The sequence below is a fragment of the Cedecea sp. B1(4) genome (assembly GCF_059414925.1).
In genome coordinates this window covers 252,789-274,734 of sequence record NZ_JCAHMZ010000004.1, presented here as the reverse complement: position 1 = coordinate 274,734, position 21,946 = coordinate 252,789, and the positions used below count along the sequence as shown (strand labels likewise).

At 54.3% G+C, this 21,946-nt stretch carries 18 protein-coding genes and 6 tRNA genes; 12 read left to right on the top strand and 12 right to left on the bottom strand.

The window, feature by feature from the left end:
• Window positions 1-6: 6 nt before the first annotated feature.
• On the bottom strand, window positions 7-972 hold the full coding sequence (gene glk, locus ACR6JA_RS10910; protein ID WP_039305291.1) for a glucokinase: 966 nt from the start codon (window positions 970-972) through the stop codon (window positions 7-9).
• 202 nt (window positions 973-1,174) lie between these two features.
• On the opposite strand from glk, the gene ACR6JA_RS10905 reads away from it, so the two are divergent.
• Window positions 1,175-2,407, top strand: a complete 1,233-nt coding sequence (locus tag ACR6JA_RS10905; protein ID WP_494492742.1) for an ion channel protein — start codon at window positions 1,175-1,177, stop codon at window positions 2,405-2,407.
• Here ACR6JA_RS10905 and ACR6JA_RS10900 read toward each other — a convergent pair whose 3' ends face one another.
• Entirely contained in the window at window positions 2,408-4,069 is a 1,662-nt protein-coding gene (locus ACR6JA_RS10900) for an alpha-keto acid decarboxylase family protein (RefSeq protein WP_213716781.1), read from the bottom strand.
• A 169-nt stretch (window positions 4,070-4,238) separates the two neighbouring features.
• On the opposite strand from ACR6JA_RS10900, the gene mgrA reads away from it, so the two are divergent.
• Both mgrA and ACR6JA_RS10890 read left to right on the top strand, forming a co-directional pair.
• Window positions 4,239-5,228 (top strand): L-glyceraldehyde 3-phosphate reductase, encoded by a 990-nt coding sequence (mgrA, locus tag ACR6JA_RS10895; RefSeq protein WP_213716779.1) that lies wholly within the window; start codon window positions 4,239-4,241, stop codon window positions 5,226-5,228.
• Window positions 5,229-5,382: 154 nt separating this feature from the next.
• A complete protein-coding gene (locus ACR6JA_RS10890) occupies window positions 5,383-5,703 on the top strand; it encodes a DUF2502 domain-containing protein (RefSeq protein ID WP_008459618.1) in 321 nt (106 codons plus the stop codon).
• A 48-nt stretch (window positions 5,704-5,751) separates the two neighbouring features.
• On the opposite strand, the gene ACR6JA_RS10885 is transcribed toward ACR6JA_RS10890, so the two are convergent.
• Window positions 5,752-7,008: an Nramp family divalent metal transporter gene (locus ACR6JA_RS10885; RefSeq protein ID WP_494493244.1), complete on the bottom strand. Its 1,257-nt coding sequence runs from the start codon at window positions 7,006-7,008 to the stop codon at window positions 5,752-5,754.
• Between the two features lie 345 nt (window positions 7,009-7,353).
• Here ACR6JA_RS10885 and ACR6JA_RS10880 point away from each other — a divergent pair, with 345 nt between their 5' ends.
• Window positions 7,354-8,541: a NupC/NupG family nucleoside CNT transporter gene (locus tag ACR6JA_RS10880; RefSeq protein WP_008459614.1), complete on the top strand. Its 1,188-nt coding sequence runs from the start codon at window positions 7,354-7,356 to the stop codon at window positions 8,539-8,541.
• 41 nt (window positions 8,542-8,582) lie between these two features.
• Here ACR6JA_RS10880 and ACR6JA_RS10875 read toward each other — a convergent pair whose 3' ends face one another.
• From ACR6JA_RS10875 to ACR6JA_RS10860, 4 genes are all read right to left on the bottom strand, one after another.
• A complete protein-coding gene (locus tag ACR6JA_RS10875) occupies window positions 8,583-10,226 on the bottom strand; it encodes a diguanylate cyclase (RefSeq protein WP_494492741.1) in 1,644 nt (547 codons plus the stop codon).
• Window positions 10,227-10,258: 32 nt separating this feature from the next.
• Window positions 10,259-12,427, bottom strand: coding sequence for an EAL domain-containing protein (locus ACR6JA_RS10870; protein ID WP_494492740.1), 2,169 nt, complete (start codon window positions 12,425-12,427; stop codon window positions 10,259-10,261).
• A gap of 249 nt (window positions 12,428-12,676) precedes the next feature.
• Window positions 12,677-12,752: transfer RNA gene (locus ACR6JA_RS10865), tRNA-Ala, on the bottom strand.
• Window positions 12,753-12,798: 46 nt separating this feature from the next.
• Window positions 12,799-12,874, bottom strand: a tRNA-Ala gene (locus tag ACR6JA_RS10860).
• A gap of 230 nt (window positions 12,875-13,104) precedes the next feature.
• Here ACR6JA_RS10860 and ACR6JA_RS10855 point away from each other — a divergent pair.
• Window positions 13,105-13,461, top strand: a complete 357-nt coding sequence (locus ACR6JA_RS10855) for a YfeC-like transcriptional regulator (RefSeq protein ID WP_213716771.1) — start codon at window positions 13,105-13,107, stop codon at window positions 13,459-13,461.
• 47 nt (window positions 13,462-13,508) lie between these two features.
• Window positions 13,509-13,865 (top strand): YfeC-like transcriptional regulator, encoded by a 357-nt coding sequence (locus tag ACR6JA_RS10850; RefSeq protein WP_213716769.1) that lies wholly within the window; start codon window positions 13,509-13,511, stop codon window positions 13,863-13,865.
• A 52-nt stretch (window positions 13,866-13,917) separates the two neighbouring features.
• Here ACR6JA_RS10850 and gltX read toward each other — a convergent pair whose 3' ends face one another.
• Entirely contained in the window at window positions 13,918-15,333 is a 1,416-nt protein-coding gene (gene gltX / locus ACR6JA_RS10845) for a glutamate--tRNA ligase (protein WP_008459604.1), read from the bottom strand.
• Window positions 15,334-15,592: 259 nt separating this feature from the next.
• Between gltX and ACR6JA_RS10840 the strand changes: the two genes are divergently transcribed.
• From ACR6JA_RS10840 to ACR6JA_RS10820, 5 genes are all read left to right on the top strand, one after another.
• Window positions 15,593-15,668 (top strand) — tRNA-Val (locus tag ACR6JA_RS10840).
• 43 nt (window positions 15,669-15,711) lie between these two features.
• Window positions 15,712-15,787 (top strand) — tRNA-Val (locus ACR6JA_RS10835).
• Between the two features lie 33 nt (window positions 15,788-15,820).
• Window positions 15,821-15,896: transfer RNA gene (locus ACR6JA_RS10830), tRNA-Val, on the top strand.
• A 2-nt stretch (window positions 15,897-15,898) separates the two neighbouring features.
• Window positions 15,899-15,974, top strand: a tRNA-Lys gene (locus ACR6JA_RS10825).
• 128 nt (window positions 15,975-16,102) lie between these two features.
• On the top strand, window positions 16,103-16,465 hold the full coding sequence (locus ACR6JA_RS10820) for a FlxA-like family protein (RefSeq protein ID WP_494492739.1): 363 nt from the start codon (window positions 16,103-16,105) through the stop codon (window positions 16,463-16,465).
• Here the strand turns inward: ACR6JA_RS10820 and ACR6JA_RS10815 are convergent.
• Window positions 16,462-17,391 carry a LysR family transcriptional regulator gene (locus ACR6JA_RS10815; RefSeq protein WP_494492738.1) on the bottom strand — a complete coding sequence of 310 codons (930 nt, stop codon included), beginning with the start codon at window positions 17,389-17,391 and terminating at the stop codon, window positions 16,462-16,464. The two genes, ACR6JA_RS10820 and ACR6JA_RS10815, sit on opposite strands and share 4 nt — an antisense overlap.
• A 90-nt stretch (window positions 17,392-17,481) precedes the next feature.
• Between ACR6JA_RS10815 and ACR6JA_RS10810 the strand changes: the two genes are divergently transcribed.
• Window positions 17,482-18,477: a bile acid:sodium symporter family protein gene (locus tag ACR6JA_RS10810; RefSeq protein WP_494492737.1), complete on the top strand. Its 996-nt coding sequence runs from the start codon at window positions 17,482-17,484 to the stop codon at window positions 18,475-18,477.
• Here the strand turns inward: ACR6JA_RS10810 and ACR6JA_RS10805 are convergent.
• From ACR6JA_RS10805 to zipA, 3 genes are all read right to left on the bottom strand, one after another.
• Window positions 18,474-18,689 (bottom strand): DUF3820 family protein, encoded by a 216-nt coding sequence (locus ACR6JA_RS10805; protein ID WP_039295779.1) that lies wholly within the window; start codon window positions 18,687-18,689, stop codon window positions 18,474-18,476. The genes ACR6JA_RS10810 and ACR6JA_RS10805 overlap by 4 nt on opposite strands.
• Entirely contained in the window at window positions 18,690-20,708 is a 2,019-nt protein-coding gene (ligA, locus tag ACR6JA_RS10800; RefSeq protein ID WP_494492736.1) for an NAD-dependent DNA ligase LigA, read from the bottom strand.
• A gap of 66 nt (window positions 20,709-20,774) precedes the next feature.
• Window positions 20,775-21,731 carry a cell division protein ZipA gene (gene zipA / locus ACR6JA_RS10795; protein ID WP_213716759.1) on the bottom strand — a complete coding sequence of 319 codons (957 nt, stop codon included), beginning with the start codon at window positions 21,729-21,731 and terminating at the stop codon, window positions 20,775-20,777.
• Between the last annotated feature and the right edge of the window lie 215 nt (window positions 21,732-21,946).

Below are 21,946 nucleotides of genomic sequence, written 5' to 3'. Positions count from 1 at the left end.
GCGGTATTACAGGACGTGGCCCAGCGTCTGGCGCAGGTGTGCCCCGGCGCCCAGCAGCCCAGGTTGATCGTGCACGATAAGATAAACGGGAATATCCTTCACGAACTCTTTGAAGCGGCCTTTGTCTTCAAACCCGCCGCGGAAGCCCGAAGCCTTAAAGAACTCCAGGAAGCGCGGCACGATACCGCCGGCGATATACACGCCGCCAAACGTACTCATGTTCAGCGCCAGGTTGCCGCCGAAACGCCCCAGGATCACGCAGAACAGCGACAGCGCGCGGCGGCAGTCGGTGCAGGTGTCGTCCACGGCTTTTTCAGTGATGTCCTTCGGCTGGTAGTTTTCCGGCTCACGGCCATCGGCCTTAACGATGGCGCGGTAGAGATTCAGCAGGCCTGGCCCGGAGAGAATGCGCTCGTTGGAGACGTGCCCAAGTTCATTGCGCAGCTGCTCCAGGATAATGCCCTCTTCTTCGCTGTTCGCCGCGAAATCTGAGTGGCCGCCCTCGCCCGGCAGGCTGATCCAGCGTTTGTCGACGTGCACCAGGTGAGAAACGCCCAGCCCGGTGCCCGCGCCGTACACCACCACCGGTTTGCCTGCCACAGGCTCGCCACCGCCGAACTGAATCAGATGCTCTTTTTTCAGCGCCGGGATGGCCATGGAAACGCCGGTAAAGTCGTTGATAATTTCCAGATGATCGAAGCCCAGGTTTTGCTTCATTTCGGCGGTGGAAAACGCCCAGGTGTGGTTGGTCATTTCCACCCAGTCCCCGTTTATCGGGCAGGCAATCGCCACGCAGCCTGACTGCACGCTGATGTTATGTTCTTTGAGGTAGTGCTGAATCACCGCTTCCAGGCTTGGAAAATCAAGGCCGGAGTAAGTCTTTGCCTGTGAAATATCACCCGTGTTCAAATCGCATAGCGCCAGACGTGCATTGGTGCCGCCGACATCTCCCACCAAAGCATATTTTGTCATTCTCAAACAGCTCCGCTAAAGTCAGAATAAGTTCTGGCAACACTGTAAAATTAGCCAGCCGAAACAACAACGACCATCATCCAGGTGCGGCGCGATTGTTGAACCAGGTCACATTCTGGCTTTACCGTTTCAGCTCTATTTGCAATGCGGTTTAAGACTTTCCGTTTTTGCGCCGTGCGACTTCCTATTGTAAGGATTGACTATGCTCCATCCGCGAGCCAGAACAATGCTGGTACTTTCCATTCCGGCTCTGATTATCGGCGTCTTATCCAGCCTGGTATTAATTGTCGTTATGAAAGTTGCCGCTGCGCTGCAGGAATATCTGTGGGCCACGCTGCCAGCGGCGCGCGGGTACGATCCCCAGTCCCCGTTTTGGATACTGCTTATTTTGACCCTGACCGGCGTCGCGGTTGGGCTGGTTATCCGCTATTTACCTGGCCACGGTGGGCCCGATCCCGCGACCGAACCGCTTATCGGGGCGCCCGTGCCAACGATGGCTATTCCTGGCCTGGTGATGGCGCTGGTGATTGGCCTTGCCGGTGGCGTGGGCCTGGGGCCGGAGCACCCGATTATGGCGGTGAATATTGCGCTCGCGGTGGCGCTTGGTGCCCGCGTTTTGCCGAAGGTCAGCCCGCTTGACTGGACTATTCTCGCCGCTGCGGGCACCGTCGGCGCTTTATTCGGCACGCCGGTGGCCGCGGCGCTTATCTTTTCGCAAACCCTGGGCGGAAATAATGAAGTCCCGCTGTGGGACAGACTGTTCGCGCCATTGATGGCCGCATCCGCCGGGGCGCTGACCACCAGCATTTTCTTTCAGCCGCACTTTGCACTGCCTGTTGCCAGCTACCCCGAAATGCACATTGAAGACCTGTTCAGCGGGGCGGTTGTCGCGGCTATCGCCATTGCGATGGGCATGGTGGGCGTCTGGTGTCTGCCAAGGCTGCACCGCCTGATGCACCAGCTCAAACATCCGGTGCTTATACTCGGTGCAGGCGGTTTTTTGCTTGGCCTGCTGGGGGTCATCGGCGGTGAGGTGACGATGTTTAAAGGCCTGGATGAGATGCGGCAGCTGGCTATCGCCGACTTCTCCGTGTCGTCGCTGCTGCTGTTTGCCGTGGTGAAGCTGGCCGCGTTGATTATTGCGGCCGCCAGCGGTTTTCGGGGCGGGCGTATTTTCCCGGCGGTGTTTGTGGGCGTGGCTTTAGGCATGATGCTGCACCAGCACGTTGAGGCGGTCCCTGCCGCGATTACCCTCTCCTGCGCCGTCCTTGGCATGGTACTCGTGGTCACGCGCGACGGTTGGCTGAGCCTGTTTATGGCGATGGCCGTGGTACCGGACGTCAAACTCCTGCCCTTGCTGTGCATCGTGATGTTACCCGCCTGGCTGCTGCTGGCGGGTAAACCGTTGATGATGGCCGGGCGGCCAAACCGCTAATTAATGTTCCATTTCCGAGTTGCGTTTACCCAGTGAGGTGGTAACCGCCCTGAGCAGCTCGGGAATGTCCTGCTTAGGCAGCACCACTTCCACCAGCGCCAGCCTCTCCGGGCTGGCCAGCTTTTCCAGCACGGCAGCAAGCTGTGATGTTTCCGTGACACGCCAGCATTCGGCCAGGCTATCCACGTTCATTGCCTGCGGCAGGCGGGTCCAGTCCCACGCGGCAATGTCGTTGTAGCGCTGTTCCGGGCCATGGATCGCGCGCTCAACCGTGTAGCCATCGTTATTCAGCACCATGACCACCGGCTTCTGGCCGTCACGCTGCATGCTACCCAGTTCCTGAATAGTCAGTTGGGCGGAGCCGTCGCCTATCAGCAGAAGCACACGCCTGTTCGGCCATGCGGTTTGCGCGCCAAATGCCGCAGGCAGCGTAAAACCAATCGAGCCCCACAGCGGCTGGACGATAAAGGTCACACCTGCGGGCAGCGTTAAGGCCGCGGCACCAAAGGCCGCCGTGCCCTGGTCGGCCAGAATGATATCGCCGGGCTGTAAGGCGTCCTGCAGGGTTTGCCAGAAAGCGTGCTGGTCCAGCCGGTCGCTGTCGCAAACGGGAAGCTGCGGTGGCCTTTGCGTGGCCTCCGGCCAGGATGCAGCCTGTTTAGCACACAGCGGCTGCAAAATGGCGATGGCCTGCGCCATCGAGATCCCGCTAAACCAGCGCTCGCCTACCCGCACCGCCTCCGGCTGAACCTCAATTGTCTGCTGCTGGCTTAGCTTCTGGCTGAAACCGGCGGTGATGGTATCGGTAAACTTCACGCCCACGCAGATAACCAGCTCCGCGCTCTCAATCCCCTGCTTCACCTGCGGCGGACTGGCCGCCCCGCTGTACGTGCCCAGAAAACCAGGCTGGCTTTCATCGAACAACCCTTTCCCCATCAGCAGCGAAGCGTGAGGGATGGGCGTGCTCGCCATCCACTGCTGGAGCGTTTTTTGCTGCCCATAACGCAGGGCCAGAAAATCGGCCAGCATCGCTACGCTTCGGCTTTCGGCAATTTTTGCCTGTGCACAATGCCGAAACGCTTCCAGCATTGCCGGTTCAGCCACCGTTTCAGGAGCCATTAGTCGTTTTGAAGGCCGCGTTGCTGGCGCCTCCGCCACATCGCTCGGCAATAACAGGTAACCGGGGCGCTGCTGCTTGAGCGCTTCAAGCATTACGCGATCAATTTCGCTGCAGGCATTGGCGGGGGTGAGCGAAGCCTGTGCCACGGAAACTTCTTCGGCAATACGCAGGAAATGGCGGAAATCCCCGTCGCCTAATGTGTGATGAAGTAGTTCACCTCGCTGCTGGGCACGGCTATTGGGCGCGCCAACAATATGAATGACAGGAAGATGTTCGGCATAGCTGCCCGCTACGCCATTCAGCGCGCTCAGTTCGCCCACGCCAAATGTGGTCAGCAGCGCCGCCGCGCCTTTGCAGCGGGCATACCCGTCGGCGGCGTAGGCAGCATTCAGCTCGTTAGCGCAGCCCACCCAGGCAAGCCTTGGATGCGCAATCACGTGATCCAGGAAAACAAGGTTGTAGTCACCGGGGACACCGAAGAGGTGCTCGATCCCGCCTTCGTTAAGCCGGTCAACAAGATAGTCTGCCACACAGTAGCGCATAGGATTTTCCTTCTATGAGGGCTTGCTGTGAGTATTAAGTAACCGGGATCGGTGTCGAGAATATATCCGATTTAAGGGGTGGCACGTGGAATTTACAGTGAAATACGACGTATTCTGGGCTGTGAAAGCGTATACACTGATTTCTCTGTTACCTATAAGGATGACAATAATGACCTGGCAGCCCAACCCTGAACGCTATTCGTCTATGGAGTACCGTCGCTGCGGCCGCAGCGGCCTGAAACTGCCCGCCATCTCCCTTGGCCTTTGGCACAATTTTGGCGATGAAACGCTGCTGGAAACCAGCCGCCAACTGCTGAGAAGGGCTTTCGATCTGGGCATTACCCATTTTGACCTTGCCAATAATTACGGGCCACCGCCTGGGTCAGCTGAAGCCAACTTTGGGCGCATTTTGCGGGAAGATTTTCAGGCCTGGCGCGACGAGCTGATTATCTCCACCAAAGCGGGTTACACCATGTGGGACGGGCCTTACGGCGACTGGGGTTCACGCAAATATCTGATTTCAAGTCTCGACCAGAGTCTGAAGCGCACGGGGCTGGAGTATGTCGATATCTTTTATCATCACCGCCCGGATCCTGACACGCCGCTGGAAGAGACCATGCGCGCCCTCGATCATGTGGTGCGCCAGGGCAAAGCGCTGTATGTCGGGATCTCAAACTACCCGGCCGATCGGGCGGAGAAAGCTATTGATATCCTGAACGATCTCGGTACACCTTGCCTGATCCACCAGCCGCGTTATTCCCTGTTTGAGCGCTGGGTTGAAGGTGGCCTGCTGGATCTGCTGCAGGAAAAAGGCGTAGGCAGCATCGCTTTTTCCCCGCTTGCCGGGGGTCAGCTAACCGACCGCTATCTGAGCGGCATCCCTGCGGATTCACGCGCTGCCAGCGGCAGCCGTTTCCTGAACCCCGATCAGATTACGGCAGAGAAGCTGGCAAAAGTACGGCAGCTCAACGCGCTGGCGGAGAAACGCGGGCAAAAGCTGTCGCAAATGGCGCTGGCCTGGGTACTCCGCGATGAAAAAGTGACTTCGGTGCTTATTGGCGCGAGTAAAACCAGCCAGATAGAGGACGCCGTGGGCATGCTAAGCCAGCGCCATTTCAGCGAACAGGAACGAGCAGAAATCGAGGCGATCTTAGTGTAAACGTTTAACTTTCCCTCCTAGTTCACGCCAGGAATTGTGCAAAAAGTGCTATGGTCGGTGATTTAGGAATTGTGTAGTTCATCAGCCTGGTTGTCGGTTTGTAAGATTGTGTTAACAAGCCGCAACACGGCTCTGAGAACCAGGGAGAGAAAGTATGTTCAGGTCACTAATGCTTGCCCTTGCCTTACTGGCCGCAGCGCCGATGGTCGCAAACGCGGGTGAAATCACCCTGCTGCCGTCGGTGAAATTACAGATTGGCGATCAAGATTATCGCGGTAATTACTGGGACGGCGGCAGATGGCGCGACCGTGATTACTGGCACCGCAATTATGAATGGCGCGATCGCGGCTGGCATCGCCACCGTGGCTGGGATCGAGGCTGGGACCGCGGACGGAATAGCTATGAACGCGGCTATCGAGAAGGCTGGAACGACCGCGACGACCATCGCGGCAGAGGTCACGGGCACCGTCATTAAATAAAAAAGGGCTGGATTATCCAGCCCTTCTCACTTTCTTTGGCAAGATTAGTTGCCAAACAGCGTACTAAAAATTAACCACAGGTTGAGCGTCACCACCACCGCGACTATCACCCAGCCAACCAGCTTAACCCAACGCACGTTAACCAAATCACCCATCAGCTTTTTGTCGCTGGTAAACACCAGCAGCGGCACCAGCGCCAGCGCGATCCCGAAGCTCAACAGCACCTGGCTCATGACCAGAATACGCGTTGGGTCGAGCCCCATCATGATGACCACGAAGGACGGCGCCATGGTAATCGCCCGGCGAACCCACAGCGGAATATAAAAACGAACAAACCCCTGCATCACCACCTGCCCGGCAAGCGTGCCCACCACCGTGGATGACAAACCGGCCGCCACCAGGCTAAGCCCGAAAATCGTGGCTGCGGCATGGCTCAACAGCGGTTCCAGCGTTTTATAGGCATCTTCCAGCTCGGCAACACCGGTATGCCCGGTGAAGTGAAACGCAGCTGCGGCGGTGGCCATCATCGCCAGGTTGACGAAGCCGGCAATCGTCATCGCTATCGCCACGTCCCATTTAGTGGCGGAATAGCGCTCTGCCCGGTTGCCCGCATGCAGGTGCTGAGTCAGAGAAGAGTGCAGGTAAATCACGTGCGGCATGATTGTGGCGCCCAGAACGCCAGCAGCAAGGTAGACCGCCTCGGACGTCGGCAGATTTGGGATCAGCATCCCTTTACCCAGCTCAGCAATCTTCGGCTGGGAAAAAATAAGCTCAACGATGTAGGCCGCCGCCACAAACAGCAGCAGCCCGCCAATGACTTTTTCCAGCGGCTTTTGCCCTCGGCTTTGCAGCATCAAAATCAGGAAAGTGGCTATCCCTGTCAGCACCGCGCCTTGTAGCAAAGAGACGCCCAGAATCAACTTGAAGCCAATGGCCGCCCCGATAAACTCCGCGAGATCCGTCGCCATGGCGATGATTTCCGCCTGCACCCAGTAAATCCACACCAGCGGACGCGGGTAATGATCGCGGATTTGCTCGGCGAGGTTCTTGCCGGTGGCTATCCCCAGCTTGGCTGAGAGTACCTGAATCAGCGCCGCCATCAGGTTTGCCCACACCACCACCCACAGCAGTTGATAGCCATAGCTCGCCCCGGCCTGGATATTGGTCGCGAAGTTACCGGGGTCGATGTAGCCGATAGCGGCGATAAACGCTGGCCCCATCAACGCCAGCCGCAGCTTACGCGCGGTGCGTCCGGTATTGCTGTCAATGCGACTGCTTGTCATCTTCTGCCTCTGAGATATAGCCTTTGCTATGTTTTATGCTATCAAAATGAGAATGGTTATCAAGTTCATTTAGTGCGGGGAAATTGATTTCTCTGATAGCTGAAAACGATGTGCAGGAGGCGTGAGATGGTGAATCTGGATGCCGGTTAACGGATTAACATTTGACCAACGCGTAAGCTGTTAACCAGCTATCCTAACGTAACTTTTATCTTCTTTACTTAACATAGCAGAAATGTATGGTGGATCACTATTTTTGCGTTCCGTCACAGCTCATCACTATAGTGTGGAATTGATCTCGTTTTCTTATTGCTTGTTACATAGAATGTGCAACGAAATTAAACCTGCCTCATATTTGGAGCAAATATGTCCCGCGTTTTGCACTTTGTTTTAGCGCTTGCTGTGGTCGCGCTGCTGGCTTTGCTGGTTAGCCCTAACCGCAAGCAAATTCGTATTCGCTTTGTCATTCAGCTGTTGGTGATCGAAGTGTTACTGGCCTGGTTCTTCCTGACCTCCGACGTCGGCCTGGGCTTCGTAAAAGGTTTCTCCGAAATGTTCGAGAAACTGCTCGGTTTCGCTAACGAAGGGACAAACTTTGTCTTCGGCAAAATGAACGATGAAGGCCTGGCTTTCTTCTTCCTGAAGGTGCTGTGCCCTATCGTGTTCATTTCTGCGCTGATCGGTATTCTGCAGCATATTCGCATTCTGCCGATTGTTATCCGCGCTATCGGTACCGTGCTTTCTAAAGTCAACGGTATGGGTAAGCTGGAATCCTTTAACGCCGTAAGCTCGCTGATTCTGGGACAGTCAGAAAACTTCATCGCCTATAAGGATATTCTCGGCAAGATGTCGCGCAACCGCATGTACACCATGGCGGCGACCGCTATGTCTACCGTGTCCATGTCAATCGTAGGTGCGTACATGACGATGCTGCAGCCAAAATACGTGGTTGCCGCGCTGGTGCTGAACATGTTCAGTACCTTTATCGTGCTGTCGCTGATCAACCCGTACCGCGTGGATGAGAAAGAAGAAAACCTGCAGATGACTAACCTGCATGAAGGTCAAAGCTTCTTCGAAATGCTCGGCGAGTACATTCTGGCAGGTTTCAAAGTGGCGATTATCGTTGCCGCCATGCTGATCGGCTTCATCGCCCTGATTTCTGGCCTGAACGCGCTGTTCGCTGCCGTGCTGGGTATCTCCTTCCAGGGCATTCTGGGCTATATCTTCTACCCGGTTGCCTGGGTGATGGGCGTGCCGTCCGCAGAAGCGCTGCAGGTCGGCAGCATCATGGCGACTAAACTAGTGTCTAACGAATTCGTTGCGATGATGGATCTGCAGAAGATTGCCGGCAGCCTGTCGCCACGCGCGGAAGGCATCCTGTCCGTGTTCCTGGTGTCCTTCGCTAACTTCTCTTCTATCGGTATTATCGCCGGGGCCATTAAAGGCCTGAACGAAGAGCAAGGCAACGTGGTTTCCCGCTTTGGCCTGAAGCTGGTTTACGGATCTACGCTGGTGAGTATCCTGTCGGCATCTATCGCCGCGCTGGTTATCTAATTTTTGCGTATTAAAAAGCCGGTGCTGGTCACCGGCTTTTTTTATGCCTGCGATTCAGCCTCGCCGCCCCAACACACTCTGTTTCTCCCCTGCTGTTTCGCCCTATACAGGCGAATATCCGCCTGACTCTGGATGTGTTCCAGGTCACCGTCTGGGGCTTCTTCATGGGAAGCCACACCCAGCGAGGCCGTCACCAGCAGTTCAGACTCGTCCTCCAGCCTGAGCGGCGTGTTCACCAGCATTTTGCGCACCCGCTGCGCCACGGCGATCGCCGCATGCAGATCGGTATTAGGCAGGTAGATACAAAACTCTTCGCCGCCGATACGCCCGACAATGTCCTGGGTACGGATCGCCTGCTGGATGCAGCGCGTGGCGTGAATAAGCACCCGGTCGCCAACCTGATGCCCAAAGCGGTCATTCACTTTTTTGAAATGATCGAGATCCAGCTGAATCAGGGAGTAATCCACGTACTTCGGGCTGATACGCCCGGTTGTTTCAAAGAAGCCACGGCGATTTAGAACGCCGGTCAGGTCATCGTGCAGCGCATGCCGGTGCATTTCCTGCTGCAAATGGCCCATGTTGCGAATCAGCCGACAAATCATGCGATGTGAACCAAACAGAATAAGAATCACCGTCAGCCACATCACTACCAGCAGCACGCTAAAACGCCCAAAGTCCTCGTGTAGCCCCTGCCGGATGGTCTGGACGCTGACAAGGATTGCCCCCGTACCCGTGACATGCCCAAAAGAGGCATAAGCATAGCCAAAACGTAAGGTGCCCCGGGATTCATCGACCAACTTTTCAAGAATTGCCTGTCGCTGCTTCTCGCTGAGGCGATAGCCATTCTGCGAACCAACGGGGCGAGTCAGCGGGTTCATCTGCTCATCAAAAAGCAGATAGGCGCTTTGCGTGTCCTCTGGCAAAGCGCTGGAGAGAAACAGCCGAAGCGTTTCGGTGGTGACCGCGATACCAAAGAGCCCAATCCACCGATCGTCAAAGTCCACCGGAAGAGAGCCATTAATCAGCGTGTTGCCGGTATCTGCGATATTTTGCCGGGTCCAGAACGGATCGCGGCGCGGGTTCAACAGCGGAGAACCAAGCACAAACGATCCCTGCATCGCCAGCGGGTTAGCACTTTCGATAAGCAGTTTGTTCACATCAGGGGAGAGCGACGCAATAAATGCCCCGGAGCGCGACATGTAGTAAATGCTGGACGAGAGACGGTTGCTCCCGCCTGCCAGCGGAAAGAGATCCTGAATGTCGCGCAGGGCCTGATATTCCCGCTGCGTAAGTTTTTCCCTTTCCGCTTTCGGCTTGTTTTTAAAAGGCTGAACGCTGTCGGGGATCGGCAGGCTTTGGATATGCAGCGGCGACAGCATCTCTTTATTGCTGGCCCGGGAAGCCAGCTGCGAGATCGGCGTGAACTGCGGCTCATTCAGCGTTTCAATGAACATGCGGCGGAGATAACGCAGGTTATCCATCTGATATTCAGATTTGCTTTCAAGCCTGGCGATCACGCTTTCGAGGTGGCTAAGTTGGCTGGTGCGATAGCCGTGGTTGAACAGCTCCCCCTGCTGCCAGAAAAGAAAGGTGATCAGCAAAAAGAGCGACAGAAAGCACACATGGGTGATGCGCAGTGTTTTTACCATCGGCAGACGAATATGGCTAATCAGCGACGTGCTCACGGTGATTCCTTTTTAGGGTGCAAAGGAGAGCGTCAGTGTTTAAGCTGCTGCAAAGGCTCGGGTCTCCCCACCAGATACCCCTGCAGGTATTGGACGCCAAGCTGCAGCAGGATGTCGCGCTGCTCTTCCGTTTCGACATACTCTGCGACGACGCTGAGCTCTCTGGCCGCCGCCAGTTCACAAATGGACTTCACGATAAGCTTATCCATCACATCGCCGGTGATATCGCGGACAAAGCAACCATCTATCTTAATGATATCCGCCTGCAGCTTCTTCAGGCGCTCATAGTTAGCGTAGCCTGTTCCAAAGTCATCAATAGCAATCTTAAAACCTTTCTCACGCAGCAGGGCAATATTTTGGTTAGAGATTTCTGAGTTTGAAAATGCCTGCTCTTCCGTCACTTCAATGACGACCGCGCTGGTCGGTACCTTGTAAACGTCAAACTGGGCAATAATCTGCTGGGCAATCTCTTTTTGCATTAGCGTGAGCGGCATCAGATTGACCGAAAAGCGCGTCTGCTGCACGTTGCCTGGGTGCTTTGCAAGCCAGGTCAGCAGCATCTTCATCACCATCATGTCAAAACGGGTGCTGAGGTTAAATTCGGCAACAATCGGAATAAATTTATCCGGGGTGATGTGTTGCCCATCAATCACCAGGCGGCTGAGGATTTCGTGATAGCCCTTCCCTTCGCAGTCGACAATAGGCTGCGCGTAGAGCTGAAAGGCTTCTTCGTCTATTGCCTGCTTAATCTTTTGCAGCAGCAGCACCCGCTCGGTTGTTTGCCCGGAGACCGCCTGCAGCCTGGCATCAAGGCCAAGTACGCGCTGCGTGTCGCTGGCTTTTTCAGCCAGATAGCTTAATTGCCCGAGCATACGCTGCAGCTCTTTCGGTGAATCCACAATGCCCCAGGAGGCCCCATATTCAATTTCAAGGGTGACATTGTGCCAGGGGATTTTCTTATTATTCAGGTGTTCAACAAAATAGGTAAGCCGAGCTTCTGTTTCGCCTTCCCGTAAAAACAGAAGCAGTTCACTACCCGGCAGCTGAAATATTTTTTCCCCTTCCAGCAGCCAGGGTTGTAATTCTCTGGCAATGGTTTTTTTGCAGTAAACACGCATCATCATGCCGTAATGTCGGCTAAGAAACTCAAAGTTCGCCATTCTCAGGCAGCAAAGTGCACCGGTTTGATAGGTCTGAATATGTTCTTCAAGCGCGCGCAAATTAGGTAATTGCGTTAATGGATCGGTTTTCGCCTGGAGATGATAAACACGCTTCATCCATTCATTTTTATGGTAGGAAGTGGCCATATACAACAGGCACACGGTAAAGGAGATAAAGACTGACAGAATAAAGGAAAGAGCATATTGCGTATTTACGCCCTGCAAAAAACCCGTGTTGTAAGTCAATAATACCCATGCCGAAATCCCCCACAACAGAGAAACAGGCCTCGCACCAAGGCGACGGATCCCCAGGGAAAGCAGCACAAAGACCAGCGGAACCAGATAGCCGGAAATCAGTTCGCTATGCCACGGCGAACACATCAGCAGCAAATACACCATCCAGACAACCAGCCAAAACGGCGTATAGAAACGGTTTTTATCCTGCCTGTAGTGCCGGACACAGCGCCGCCAGAAACCGACCGCAAAATGCGGGTTCAACAGCATACGTAGCGGATAGTAGAAAAGTGTGGTGAAGATAAGCGAGGCCACGACAAGATTCAGCACATCAACAATCATGTAGATAACGGAACCGCCACCAAAGAATGGCGCCAGTTCAGGTGGATACTCAATCACATTGCCTGCGAGGTACATCAGCAGTTTGATGGTAAACGGGGCGACAAAACCAAGCCAAAAAATACGCTGCCCCATACCTTTATTGGGCAGCCCAAAACGCCAGCGACGGCCCACGTAGCGGCGGGTAATTAAACTGGCAATCAATAAGGGGAATAGCAGACAGAAAATAAAAGCAACAAGCGGCACAACGGCTAAATCAAGCAGCCAGCTGTAAATAACCAGCGACCCTAGTGTGAGCGGAATAATCGCAGACCGGCCATAAATAATAATCATTGCCATTATAAAGCTGAGCGGCAGATAGGCGAGGTAGGTTTTATGCCCATCAACAACGGTTGTCGGTGAAATATAACGAGAAAAGGGAATGAGAAGTAAACACAGCGCCAGGGCAACCGCTATTTTTTTTATCATCTTGTAAATAATCATAAGCCCTGGTGTTAATTTTATGTGGTTGCTTAAAAAGGTTTTTTCGCTGGCAAGGTTACGTTTATTTATTGAGCGAATCAAGTTTCAGGCCTGCACAAAGGCAGATCTTACCGTACAGCAGAAATAATAGAACAAGCAGAGGTAAGTTGAGATTTTTTTACCGAGCGGTAGCCAAAAGCAGGTGTGTTGGAGTCTGAAAAGCAAAAACCCCCGCCGAAGCGAGGGTTCTAATTTTGGTGGAGCTAAGCGGGATCGAACCGCTGACCTCTTGCATGCCATGCAAGCGCTCTCCCAGCTGAGCTATAGCCCCACTGACAGGTGCTGATTTTACGGTACCAAATCTGCTGGTGAAGATTTGGTGGAGCTAAGCGGGATCGAACCGCTGACCTCTTGCATGCCATGCAAGCGCTCTCCCAGCTGAGCTATAGCCCCAAACCGTAAAGACCTTGTCGTGTTGACGGGCGGCATAATATGAAACCCCACATAGCGTGTCAACGGCAATTTGTTCTTCCGCGATCAATCGCCTAAAAAGCCATCGCCTTCGGCAATTCTCGGTTGCATATCATCCCGTTGTAGTTAATTCTGTCACAGTTTCGCGTTAGTCAGTTCAATAAAATGAACCACTAATAAAGCCGTTTCGGCCGTAATGAAAAGGAATCACTGTGCTCAAGGAAAGAATGACACCAGAAGAACTGGCCGTGATCACCGGCTACAGCCGCCAGACCATCAATAAGTGGGTGCGTAAAGAAAATTGGGAGACCTCACCTAAACCCGGCGTTCAAGGAGGAAAGGCGAGGCTTATACATATAGATGAACATGTCAGGGAATTTATCAATAGCACCCGACGAGTGACGGAAAATACAGCCCGCTACAGCGCAACGGACGCCTCCCTGGAAAATCTACTGCTCAACTCAGTTCAGCAAATGTCCGACAGCGAACAGAAAAAGATGTCTGCCATGCTGCTGCGGGACGGGATTGCCGGTTTACTTGCGCGGTTGGGGATCAGCGATAACGAATAATCGCCCGGCTATTGTCTGTCAGCGTCAGGAAAAATAAAGGATTACTGATGTTCAAGGAAAAAATGACCGCCGATGAACTGGCGGAGATGACGGGTTACACCCGCCAGACAATTAATAAATGGGTACTAAAACATAACTGGGAAACCAGTAAAAAACGAGGCGTACCGGGTGGTAAAGCAAGATTTGTTTATATCTCCGAGCCGGTGAAAACGTTTCTCTCCAACACCAGCAAAATGAGTGAGAGAGTGGCATCTTATAGCGTCCTTCGAACGCCGCTGGAACAGCTGATGCTAAACACCCTGCGTACCTTATCCGAAGAAGAACAGCATAAAATGACCGAGATCCTTGAGAGTGAAGGCAGCGAAGGTTTGCTCAAGCGACTCGGAATTCAAAAGAATGAGTAAATAAAAAAGCCGGTGACTGAGCACCGGCTTTTTACATTTACATTTGCGATGTTTACTGCTGAGCTTCACGCTCGCTGATGAAATCGAGCGCTTTATTAATGCGCGCCACGGAGCGCTGTTTGCCAATGGCATGCACGGTGACATCAAGGCCAGGAGACTGACCAGCACCGGTCACGGCGACACGCAGCGGCATCCCCACTTTCCCCATCCCAACTTCCAGCTCATCAGCAGTAGCCTGTATAGCGTGATGAACGTTTTCTGCAGTCCAGTCGCTCAGCGCTGCCAGCTTGTCACGCACCACTTCCAACGGCTGACGCGCTACCGGACGCAGGTGTTTCTTCGCCGCATCGGCATCAAACTCGCTGAAATCTTCGTAGAAGTAGCGGCAGGTCTGCGCCATCTCTTTCAGGGTTTTACAGCGTTCGCCCAGCAGTTTCACCAGCTCAGACAGCTGCGGGCCGTTACGGGTATCAATGTTTTCCTGCTCGATGTGCCATTGCAGGTGCGTTGCTACGTACTCTGGCTCCAGCGTATTGATGTAATGGTGGTTCAGCCACTGCAGCTTTTCAGTATTGAAGGCGCTGGCAGACTTGCTTACCGCGTTCAGGCTGAACATCTCAATCATCTCTTCGCGAGAGAAAATCTCCTGGTCACCGTGGGACCAGCCCAGACGCACCAGATAATTGAGCAACGCTTCTGGCAGGTAGCCGTCATCGCGGTACTGCATCACACTCACCGCCCCGTGACGCTTAGACAGCTTTTTACCGTCGTCGCCGTTGATCATAGAAACGTGGGCATAAAGCGGGACCGGCGCGTTCAGCGCTTTCAGGATGTTGATCTGGCGCGGCGTGTTGTTGATATGGTCTTCACCACGGATCACGTGGGTGATCTCCATATCCCAGTCGTCCACCACTACGCAGAAGTTGTAAGTTGGGGAACCATCGGTACGGCGAATGATCAGATCGTCCAGTTCCTGGTTACTGAATTCGATCGGGCCACGGATCTGATCATCAAAGATGACGGAACCTTCCTGCGGGTTGGCGAAACGCACAACGCACGGTTCGTCATCAGCATGGTGCTCATGGCTATGGCGGCAGCGACCGTCATAACGAGGTTTCTCGTTATTGGCCATTTGCTCTTCACGCAATGCCTCAAGGCGCTCTTTAGAGCAATAGCACTTATACGCCGTGCCCGCAGCCAGCATTTCGTCGATGGCCTGGTTGTAACGATCAAAACGCTTGGTCTGATAGTACGGGCCCTCATCCCACTGCAGGCTCAGCCAGTTCATCCCGTCCATAATCGCTTCGATGGCTTCCGGGGTTGAACGCTCGAGGTCGGTGTCTTCTATACGCAGCACGAACTCGCCTTTGTTATGACGAGCAAACAGCCAGGAGTAGAGAGCAGTACGGGCACCGCCAACGTGCAGATAGCCTGTTGGGCTTGGCGCAAAGCGAGTTTTGATTTTCATTAAACGGCCTTAGTTACACATATTTGCCGGCAAAGCGGCAATTGCCAGGGAAAATTAACAGGCAACATTCTATCACTGTGCGCTAATTCCTCAATGTTGATGCCTGTAGATAGCGGTAAAGCAGAGAATTTGATGATAAATCAAACGCCAATGCCTGTTTCTTGATCGCATCGTTTAATTTTAAGACGAACGAATAAAAACTTTAGAAAATGCGTTGACTCATTTTCAACTGTCCCTATAATGCGACTCCACAAACCGGGGGTGATTAGCTCAGTTGGTAGAGCATCTCCTTTACACGGAGGGGGTCGGCGGTTCGAGCCCGTCATCACCCACCACTCTTTAGAGTGACCCGGAATGTGAAGTAAGAGATTTAGAGATGGGTGATTAGCTCAGTTGGTAGAGCATCTCCTTTACACGGAGGGGGTCGGCGGTTCGAGCCCGTCATCACCCACCATCTCCTCTTATGAAATTAGCAGTGCCGAAGTTTGGGTGATTAGCTCAGTTGGTAGAGCACCTCCTTTACACGGAGGGGGTCGGCGGTTCGAGCCCGTCATCACCCACCATCGGGTCGTTAGCTCAGTTGGTAGAGCAGTTGACTTTTAATCAATTGGTCGCAGGTTCGAATCCTGCACGACCCACCAATGTAGAAAGGCGCCCTAAAGGCGCCTTTTTGCTATCTGCGATATCTGAAAATACCATCGTTAAAAAATTATCAACTTCCTCGCCGCCAGGCCGATAACTCCCTTACCATTCCATCAAAGGAGTTATGATGACGACAATATCCAGCAATGCTCTGCAGGGCTCTCAGTTGACAACCAGCACGTCGACAGGTTCTTCTGCTTCTGGCAACACTGACAACAGTACGGCCGCGCAGATTGCCCAGATAAGCAAAAAAATTACTCAGCTGACGGAGAAACTCAGAGAAGTTTCCGGCACACCAGATCGCTCTGCTGAAGAGAAAAAGAAGCAGGTGGAGTTACTTCAGACCGAGATTAAAATGCTACAGGCCCAGTTGGCGCAGCTTCAGCGCAAGCAAGCTGAAGAAGCCCAGCAGAAGCAGGAACAACAGCAGATCAAGGCCACTGGCGTAAACACCCCTTCAGACGACCACCAGATTGATATTTATATCTAGTCGTTCATAAATAGCGGGTCGCCAATACGGGCCAGGGTTAACAGCCTGGCCTGCTCCCGCACCTCCTGCCAGATAGCTTCCGCCGCACGAGAAAGCGATCGGTTCTTTCGTCTGACCAACATCAGCTGTCGGTTTATGACCGGCGTCAACCGCTTCACCACCAGCGGTCTCCCTTCTGGCAAAGGCAGCGCCAACGCGGGCAACACGCTTAAACCAATCCCAGCTTCTACCATCGGGTACAGCGTTGCCGGGTGCCCAATCTGCTGGACAACGTTCACCTCGATCCCCTGCCGGACAAAAGCCTCATCAATCAACGGGCGGCTGCCAGAGGCATAATCTTGCAGCACCAGCTTTTGCCCCTGTAGCGCCTGCCAGTCAACCTGCTCCGCTTTAGCAAATGGATGATCGCTGCGGCACAGCAGCAGAAAAGGCTCAGACAACACCGTTTCACACTCCAGATCGCTGGCCTGCACCGGGTCGATAACTACGCCAAAATCAACTTCGCCCTGGCGGATACTCTGCAAAACCCACTGCTGGGAAGCATCATGCAGCATAAATCGAATATTCGGATAAGCCTCCGCACTGGCAGCGATAGATTGCGGCATCAGGTGCGCGGATAGCGTCTGGCTGGCGGCCACACGAACCGTACCGCTAAGCTGATTCCCGACCACGCGAGCATCCAGCAACGTTGTGGTCAGCTCTTCCAGCAGCAGCTCAAGGCGAGGAGCCAGCAATTCCCCCGCGGACGTGAGCACCACTTCCCGCGTAGTACGGTCAAGCAGCTTAACGCCCAGCTCGGCTTCCAGCTCCTTCAGGCTGTGGCTAACGGCCGACTGACTGAGCCCAATACTCTCCCCTGCCCGACTGAAACTGCCGGCATGGGCTACGGCCACGAACACGCGAAGCTGACGCAGGGAATAATTCATCTATTTTCTTCATCAATGCATTTAATAAATCAATTTTATTTCTGAAATTAGCAGAAACACAATAGCGCCCTTCACCTTTGAGGAATGGCTATGAAATTGCTCCGCATTGTCGACCCCTTTACGTTAACGCTGGTTTGTACCGTCCTGCTGGCCTCTTTCTTCCCGGCACAAGGCAGTTTTGTCGGTTTCTTCGAGGGGCTGACCACCGCCGCCATCGCCTTATTGTTCTTTATGCATGGCGCCAAACTGTCTCGCGAGGCGGTGATCTCCGGCGGCAGCCACTGGCGGCTTCATCTGTGGGTGATGTGCAGCACATTCGTCCTGTTCCCGGTACTTGGCATGTTGTTTAGCTGGTGGAAACCGGTCAATGTCAGCCCCGAACTTTACAGCGGGTTCCTTTATCTTTGTATTTTGCCCGCCACGGTACAATCGGCCATCGCTTTTACCTCTATTGCCGGGGGCAACGTCGCGGCAGCTATTTGTTCAGCCTCGGCATCAAGCCTGCTGGGCATTTTTCTTTCGCCATTGCTGGTTGGGCTGGTGATGCATGTTCAGGGTGCAAGCGGCAGCCTGCATCAGGTGGGCAGCATTATGCTACAACTCCTGGTGCCGTTCATGGCCGGACATCTGATGCGGCCATGGATTGGTGCCTGGGTGGCAAAAAACAAGAAATGGATCGGCAAAACTGACCAAACTTCGATTCTTCTGGTGGTCTATTCCGCCTTTAGTGAAGCCGTGACGCACGGCATCTGGCATAAGGTTGGTGCGGGTTCGCTGCTGTTTATCGTGGCTTCCAGCCTCGTGCTGCTGGCCATTGTGATAGCGGTAAATATCTTTGTGGCGCGGCGCTTTGGCTTTAGCAAGGCGGATGAAATTACGATTGTTTTCTGCGGATCGAAAAAGAGCCTGGCCAACGGGATCCCGATGGCTAATATTCTATTTCCGGTTGCTGCCGTGGGAATGATGGTGCTGCCGCTGATGATCTTCCACCAGATCCAGCTGATGATATGCGCCGGTATGGCCCGACGTTACCAAAGAAAAGCGGCTGCAGCCGGTGAAAAACAGGCCGCAGCCATCAGAACCTAGTGCCGCTTGAGGGGCCGGACCAGGTTGTCCAGCCCTTCCACTTTAATCAGCAGCGTCAGGGCCATCAGCTCACCGAGATGGCCCGCGGGGAATTCCCCTTTGCGGGAAAACCATAGCAAATACTCTTCCGGTAAATCAATCAGCATCCGGCCTTTGTATTTACCAAACGGCATGGCCGTGTTAGCAATCTCAATGAGCTGTTCTTTGTCCATTTAGTCACCCAGTAAACGAATCATTTCCGCTTCGTCAATAACCTGAATGCCCAGCTCCTGCGCCTTGACAAGCTTGGAGCCAGCTGCTTCCCCAGCTATGACCAGATCGGTTTTTTTCGACACGCTTCCGGCCACTTTTGCACCGAGCGCGGTCAGCCGGTCTTTGGCTTCGTCACGGGAAAGAATGCTCAGCGAGCCGGTGAGCACCACGGTTTTCCCGGCAAACGGGCTGTCAATATCTTCTGCTTTAACAGCCACAGGCGCAGGCCAGTGAACTCCGGCGTCTCCGGTAAGCTGGCGGATAACATCCCGGTTGCTCTCTTCGGCAAAGAAGTTAAAGGTATGCGTCGCCACAACAATGCCGACATCCGGCACTTTTTGCAGCTCCTCAATGCTGGCCGAGATAAGCGCATCCAGCGTGCCGAAGTGCGCGGCCAGCCCTGCGGCGGTGGCTTCTCCGACTTCACGAATACCTAAGGCATACAGGAAGCGAGCAAAAGTTGTCTCTTTGGCTTTTTCCAGCGCATCCACAACGTTTTGTGCCGATTTCGGCCCCATGCGATCAAGCCCGGTAAGCTTACCCGCCGTCAGCTTGAACAGATCGGCTGGCGTGTGAACGTACTCTTTCTCCACCAGTTGATCGATGATTTTGTCGCCCATGCCGTCAACGTCCATCGCGCGGCGGGACACAAAGTGCTTCAGCGCCTCTTTGCGTTGGGCACCACAAATCAGGCCCCCGGTACAGCGGGCCACGGCTTCGCCTTCCACACGCTCAACGTCTGAACCGCAAACCGGGCACTGCGTTGGGAAGACGATTGCCTGAGTGTCTTCCGGGCGTTCAGACTCCACCACGCCAACAACCTGTGGGATAACATCCCCGGCACGGCGGATCACAACTCTGTCACCAATGCGCAGGCCAAGACGCTCTATCTCATCGGCATTGTGCAACGTCGCGTTGCTTACCAGTACCCCAGCAACCTGCACCGGTTCCAGACGAGCGACGGGCGTAATTGCGCCGGTACGCCCTACCTGGAACTCCACGTCTCGCACGGTGGTCATCTGTTCCTGCGCCGGAAACTTAAACGCAACGGCCCAGCGCGGCGCTCTCGCCACAAAGCCCAGCGTTTCCTGCAGCGCAAGCGAATCAACTTTGATAACCACGCCGTCAATATCAAAGCCCAGCGTTGGACGATCGGCCTCTACCTGATGATAAAACGCCAGCACTTCTTCCGGTGTGCTGCACAGACGGATGCGGTCGCTGACCGGCAGTCCCCAGGCCTTAAATTGTTGCAAACGCGCCATGTGGCTGGCTGGCAGTTCACCGCCTTCCAGCAACCCCACGCCGTAGCAGAAGAAGGTCAGCGGGCGTTTCGCGGTAATGCGTGGATCTAACTGGCGCAGCGAACCTGCCGCCGCATTACGCGGGTTGGCAAACACTTTCCCACCCGTGCGGCGCGCCTCTTCATTGATTTTTTCGAAGCCCGCCTGCGGCAAGAAAACTTCGCCACGCACCTCAACACGACGAGGAATATTATCCCCGTGAAGTTTAAGCGGTATCGCGCGAATAGTTCGGACGTTAGAAGTGATATTTTCACCGGTTGTGCCGTCACCGCGCGTTGCAGCCCGCACAAGCACTCCATCTTCATACAGCAGGCTTACTGCCAGGCCATCCAGTTTTAGTTCACAGCAAAACGTCAAAGCATCGCTGCTTTTGAGCCTGTCCAGTACCCGTTTGTTAAACGCCAGGTAGCTTGCTTCATCGAAAACGTTATCGAGGGACAGCATCGGCACTTCATGGCGTACCTGGGTGAACTCGCTCAGCGGCGCAGCACCGACTCGCTGGGTCGGTGAGTCCTGGGTTATCAATTCCGGATGCGTTTCTTCAAGCGCACGGAGTTCGCGCATCAGCCTGTCGTATTCCGCATCGGGAATTTCGGGATTATCCTGCACATGGTACAGATATTCATGATGGCGAAGCGTGGTTCGCAGGAGGTTAAGTTGTTGTTCGATTGAGTCCATATCGCACCATCAATGATAAAAAACCCCCGACAGGCGGGGGTTTAGGGGGAAGATTCAGGCCGGGATTCAGGCGTTGGCTTCAATAACCTCGCGGATCCTGTCCTGGTACTCGCGCAGTTTTTGCGGCGTCATCATGCGACGCTGATCGTCGAGCACCACGCCACCAACTTCATCGGCGATGTGCTGCGCAGACTGCAGCATCAGCTTAAAGTTTTGCGCTGCATTGCCGTAGGACGGCACCTGCATAAAGATGGTCACGCCTGGCGTGGCGAAATCTGCCATGTTCTCAGGGTCGAAAGACCCAGGTTTAACCATATTCGCCAGGCTAAACAGAACCGGACCACTGCCATCAGGGCTAAGATGGCGGTGGAAAATATTCATTTCACCAAACTTGAAACCGGCCTGCTGAATGCTGTTCAACAGCAACTCGCCGTTTAACATCGTGCCAGCGTGGGCAGCGACGTTCATCACGATCACCGTCTCTTTTTTCACCGGTGCAGGCTGCGGCACTGGTTCAGCAGCCACAGGCTCTGGCGCAGGTTCTGCAGTGAACTGTGGTGCAGGCTGAACGGGCGCAACCGGCTGTTGCTCAGGCACTGCCGCCGGGGCTGGCGCAGGAGGTGAGACAGGACGCACAGGTTCAACATGCTGAGGAGCTGGCTCAACGTGGTGCGGGGTAACCGGCTCAGGCTGGCGCGACTGCGGGGCAGGACGAGGTTCTGCTGACGCATACGGCGGCTCATAGTTGTGCTGAGGCGCCTGAGGCTGACGTGACGCCCCCGCTTCACGGGAGACAGGCTCCGGCGCAGACGCAGTACGACGCACGCGCACTTCACCGACGCCTTCCTCTTCCTCATCGTCCTCTTCTTCGTATTCGTCACGCTTCGACTTCATACGCTTCAGAGGGCGATCGCGGAACACGGAAGAGCGTTCCTTACGACTGGTCCACAGACCGTGAACCAGTAAGGCTATTATGGCGATTGCGCCAACAATGATTAATATCAGACGCAAATCCTGCATCATTATATTCTCTGTTGTTCTAACACCTTGCCACCGCGGCAAACATTTACTCACTAAGAGTATTTGCCCATCTGCTCAAGTGCAAGTGCGAGCACGGTTTTCTCACCATAAAGATAGCGTAAGCGCACCTTTTAGCTGATTTTTCGACCAATTCCTGGCAAGTTTTTCTGAATGCAGTCAGTTATGATAGCGAAGCAGCTAACTGCATTGACCTGATA